The organism is Microvirga sp. GCM10011540 (assembly GCF_042650665.1).
Lineage (GTDB): Bacteria > Pseudomonadota > Alphaproteobacteria > Rhizobiales > Beijerinckiaceae > Microvirga > Microvirga lenta.
The window spans coordinates 1-4,674 of the sequence record NZ_JBHSBQ010000093.1 but is presented as its reverse complement, the minus strand read 5'-3'; the positions used below and the strand labels follow the sequence as shown (position 1 = coordinate 4,674).

At 61.9% G+C, this 4,674-nt stretch carries 4 protein-coding genes; all 4 read left to right on the top strand.

The features are described from left to right. Positions 1-1,025 (top strand): PRC-barrel domain-containing protein (locus ACFOYU_RS15500; protein WP_377034283.1); only part of this gene is annotated, 1,025 nt, incomplete at its 5' end. A gap of 114 nt (positions 1,026-1,139) precedes the next feature. Continuing rightward, entirely contained in the window at positions 1,140-1,715 is a 576-nt protein-coding gene (locus ACFOYU_RS15495; RefSeq protein WP_377034282.1) for a hypothetical protein, read from the top strand. A 368-nt stretch (positions 1,716-2,083) separates the two neighbouring features. Continuing rightward, a complete protein-coding gene (locus ACFOYU_RS15490) occupies positions 2,084-2,911 on the top strand; it encodes an HAD family hydrolase (RefSeq protein ID WP_377034281.1) in 828 nt (275 codons plus the stop codon). 114 nt (positions 2,912-3,025) lie between these two features. Continuing rightward, the gene (locus tag ACFOYU_RS15485; RefSeq protein WP_377034280.1) at positions 3,026-4,579 is read left to right on the top strand and encodes a cation:proton antiporter; all 1,554 of its coding nucleotides are present in this window, start codon (positions 3,026-3,028) and stop codon (positions 4,577-4,579) included. The last annotated feature ends 95 nt before the right edge of the window (positions 4,580-4,674 follow it).

The following is a 4,674-nucleotide window of genomic DNA, read 5'->3' as shown; positions in this document are numbered from 1 at the left end:
CGGACCAGCCGCAGGTGTCGTACGAGCGCACGGGCGAGCCGCGGGTGATCTTCAACGAGGCCCAGGGCCAGCCCACCATCCGCTACGAGCAGATGCAGGGCCAGCAGCAGGCCCAGCAGCAGCAGCGCCAGCAGACCGGGACGCGCCTGAACGTGGCGATGTTCGACCGCGACCGCAACAACGTGCTTGTACGTGACGAGTTCAACCCGTTCGTCGACCGCGTTTACACCGGCTGGGACGCCAATCGGAACCAGCGCCTCGAGCGCAACGAGTTCTACGGTGGCCTGTACAACGTGTGGGACATCGACCGTGACGCCCGCCTGACCGAGGACGAGTACAACCAGGCCTGGGGCACCTGGGGCGCGGGCCTGGACACCGTCGAATTCGGTGAGTTCGATCGCAACGGCGACGGCATCCTGGGCCGGAACGAGTTTGCGGGCGGCTGGGGTGACAACGGCCTGTACGAGCGCTGGGACGCCGACCGCACCGGCTGGTTGGCCGAGAACGAGTTCGGTAACGGCCTGTTCGGCCTTTGGGGCGATCGCGACCGGATTGCCGTAAATGAGTTCCAGCCCTGGCTCGGCTACAACTGGGGCATCGGCGGCACCCAGGTGGCAGGTGCGGACATGAACACGTTCGAGCCGCGCTATGACCCGGTCGACACCGGCGTGGAAGGCGCGACGGGCGCCATCGGTGCCGCGGCCGTGCGTCCGTTCCGGGTGTCGGATCTGGAAGACATGGACGTCTATAGCCTGCGCGGCCAGCAGGTCGGCGAGGTGAAGCGTGTGGTGCGGCGCATCGGCGACAACCAGGGCTACATCGTGCTTGAGCATGGCGGGTTCCTGGGCCTTGGTGAGAAGGAGGTGCCGCTGCCGATGAGCCGAATCTCCGTTGTGGGCAATCGGCTTGTGGTCGCTGGAATGACCGAGGAAGAGATCGAGGCCATTCGGGACTGGGACTTCAATGCCCGGGAATACCGTGAATTCGCCGACAACGAGACCGTAGAGATCGGTCTTCGGGAATAGCACTTGGCGAGACGATGACTAGGGCAACGGGGGCCTTGCGCCCCCGTTGCTCAACGACTGCCCCACAGACGTGGCGGAAATCCGATCAGTTCATCTGCCCAGCAGGAGCTTTCGATGCAAGCGGCTTACGCTAACCCATCCTCATCGTCCGTGAACAGCGGCACCTGGCGCGCCCTGGCCTGGTTCGGGGTTGCACTGCAGGTCGTCGCATTTGTCGCCGTCTGGTGGCTTCAGCGCTGGAACGGCCTATGGACCATCGGCGGCTTCTTTGTCCTGTCGCTCGGCTTCATGCTCATGAAAGACCGGATCCCGAGCCTGATGAGCTTTCTGATCGTGTGCGCGGCCCTTTTGAATGCGGGAGGCTGGGCCTGGGATTGGTTCAATCAGTTCGTCTGGTACGATGAGTTTGTCCACGCCTTCACACCCTTCGCCGTCGTCTCCGCGATCGTGTATCGCCTCTGGACCGGCGGTTCGCTACACGGCGAACCCGGGAGCGGTGGGTTCGTGTTCAAGGCCGCCCTGATCGGCCTTGGCCTGGGAGTTGCCTGGGAGATTGTGGAAGCCACTTTTCTCAACCTCGCTTGGGTCGACACCCTGGTCAATCTTGTCATGGATACGGTCGGCGCCACACTCGGCGGTTGGTTTGCCGGTTGGGCGATCAGGCAGCAGGGGGCCACTCAGATGCATTGACAGGAAAGGCTCTCAACCTGCTCGCCGGTGTGCCGAAACGTGTGAATTTTTGGGATCAGCTGCGGACAGACGACGAGCCTCTGCGTACCAAGCGTGGAAGCCCGGCCATGATACCGAGAGCTTCTCGGGGACATCTCACTAAAAGGAAAATCGCCAATGGCAATAAACCCGGAGCCTCGGAATAGCCCATCTGCGGATGGCCATCCCAACACGTCAGACCGCCGCGGGCGGTCCAGCTTGCTCTGGGGAATTGGGGTACTGTTTGCCTTCGTTGCTGGAATGGTAGGGCTGATCCTCCTGTTCTCCGGAAGCTGGGACCCCACGAAAGGCCCCATATGTCCAATGCAACTGAACAGTACCACGGACGGATGGCGGTGGTGTTCGACTTCGATCTTACGCTCGCGCCGGGCTGTCTTGATGCCCTCCTGATCCGCTGCGGCGAGGATCCTGACCATTGGCGGGCCCGGCACGTCGCGCCGCTGCAGGAGAACGGGTGGGAGGAAGTCCTAGCCTCGATCTACGCTCTCGTGAACATGTCGAATTCCGGCTCCGGCGGCCGGATCACCAAGGAACTCGTCCATGATGTTGGCCGGAACCTGCAGCCTTATCCCGGAGTGCCCGATATCTTTGCATCCTTACGGGAGGTCGCCAGAAACGTTGTCCCAGATCTCGAGGTCGAATACTTCCTCGTAAGCTCAGGTTATCGCGACATCATGTGCGCCACCTCCATCGCTCACGAGTTTAAGATGATCTGGGGAACGGAACTTCACTTCTCCTCAGACGGAGACATTGCATTTCCTAAGCTTATCGTCACACATCCCGAGAAAGTTCGTTACATCCTGGCGCTCTCGAAAGGGCTTGATCCCAAGGGGGCCAATGCGCCGGCTCATGTCTATCGGGACGTGCCGGCGAAGGACGTCTATGTTCCGCTGGACCAGATCGTGTACGTGGGAGACGGGCGCAGCGATATGTCGGTTTTTCAGCTTCTGAAGGACCAGGGAGGCATCGCGATCGGGCTTTTCAAGGATAAAAGCCAGAATTGGAATGCCAATGACCGGACCGATCCGCGCCGGCGCGTGCAGAATCTTGCGCCTGCAGACTTTTCGGACGGATCTGAACTCATAGCGTCGCTCAACCTCGCTGTCGGCAGCATCGCGCGGAAGATTGCGCTGAGACGGCTGAGCCGAGGCGAGTAACACCGTTTTCGCACCATCTACCTTTCGGCTGTGCGGTACGGGCGGTTCGATTATCCCTTCAAGGAACCAGATGCCCTGTGGCTTGGTTAGGAGCGGCAATGTGAGCCGGAGCAAATGGAGCACGAAATCCTTCTTGTCATGGCCGGGGTCGCCGTCGTCGGCGTCTTGGCCCAGTGGCTCTCCTGGTATGTCGGCGTTCCTGCCATCGTCGTGCTCCTAGCAGCCGGTGCATTCGCCGGCCCCGTGATCGGATTCATCAATCCGGGCGAATTGCTCGGCGACGTGATGCGGCCTGCCATTGGGCTCGCGGTCGCGATTATCGTGTTCGAAGGCGGCCTTAATCTCGACTTCCGCGAACTGCGCTTGGCCGGAAGCGGCGTGGCGCGCCTCATCATCTTCGCCCTGCCCCTCAACTGGCTTCTCGGTGCCGTTGCGGGCCATTACATCGCGGGCCTTTCCTGGCCGGTCGCGGTCCTGCTCGGAGCGATCCTAACCGTCACCGGCCCGACCGTGATCATGCCTCTTCTCCGGCAGGCGAAACTCAATCCGCGGACTGCGGCGTACTTGAAGTGGGAAGGCATCGTCAACGACCCAATCGGAGCGACCCTGACACTGCTCGTTCTCAGCTACCTGCTGACCTCGACGCGCGTCGCCGATGAGGGAGCCGTTGCCTCTCAGCTCGCATTGCGTGCCGCAGTGGGCTGTCTGATCGCAACCGCGCTCGGTACAGGCATGGCCTATTTCCTGCGCTTCAGCTTCCACCGTGACCTTGCCCCGGAATTCCTGAAGACCCCGATCCTGATCGCCTCCGCCTTGGGAATCTATGCGGCCGGGGAGCTGATCCAGCCGGAAACCGGACTCGTTGGCGCGACTTTGTTCGGGATCGTCCTGGCTAACATAGGTGTCGTCGGTCTGCAGGAACTACGGCGCTTCCACGAGGCGCTGACAGTCTTCATCGTTTCAGGGCTATTCATTCTCCTTACGGCAAGCATCGAGCCCAAAATCCTGCGCGACCTGTCCTGGTCCATCGCGCTCACGACGTCGGCAATCCTGTTCGTTGTCCGCCCACTGGCAATTTTTCTCGCCACAATCGGCAGTGCGATGAACCTGCGTGAGCGGCTTCTCGTCGGTTGGATCGGCCCACGCGGCGTGGTCGCCGCAGCTGTCGCGGGTATCGCAGGAACCCAACTCGCTCAGGCCGGCTTCGAGGATGCTCGCCTGATCCTGCCTCTTGTGTTCTCCGTCATTGCCGCAACAGTCATCCTGCACGGCTTTACCCTTGGACCTCTGGCTCGAAGAATGGGGCTCGCCTCCAGCGCCCGTCCAGGCCTGCTGATTGTCGGCGCGACGCCTTGGACCATTCGCCTCGCCCAGGCACTGTTGAAGCTGGACGTTCCCGTGATCCTGTCCGACCGCTCCCCAGAGGCCCTTGCGCCAGCGCGGGAAGCAGGCGTCCGGGTGTTCCGAGGAGAGGTCCTGTCTCCGACCGGTGAGGAGGAAATGGACCTGCAGGATGTCGCATACCTCCTGGCCGCGACCGATGACGATGCCTACAACGCACTGGTCTCGTCTCGGTTCACGTCGGAGCTTGGCCGGGAGCGCGTCCATCAGCTTGCGCCAAACCAGGTCGGCGGCCCCGATGCTTGTCTTATGATTTTCCCGTCCTGATCGAGCAAGATGAGGATACCGCCAGCGAGTCGCGAGCTCGCTGGCGGTGGGAGGGGACGGGTCGTTCCGATGCAGACCGGTGCGGGTCGAGCTAG

What these genes read in the sequence shown, in the direction of transcription:
- ACFOYU_RS15485 (WP_377034280.1), top strand. Translation starts at nt 3,026, where the DNA reads ATGGAGCACGAAATCCTTCTTGTCATGGCCGGGGTCGCCGTCGTCGGC.
- ACFOYU_RS15495 (WP_377034282.1), top strand. Translation starts at nt 1,140, where the DNA reads ATGCAAGCGGCTTACGCTAACCCATCCTCATCGTCCGTGAACAGCGGC.
- ACFOYU_RS15490 (WP_377034281.1), top strand. Translation starts at nt 2,084, where the DNA reads ATGGCGGTGGTGTTCGACTTCGATCTTACGCTCGCGCCGGGCTGTCTT.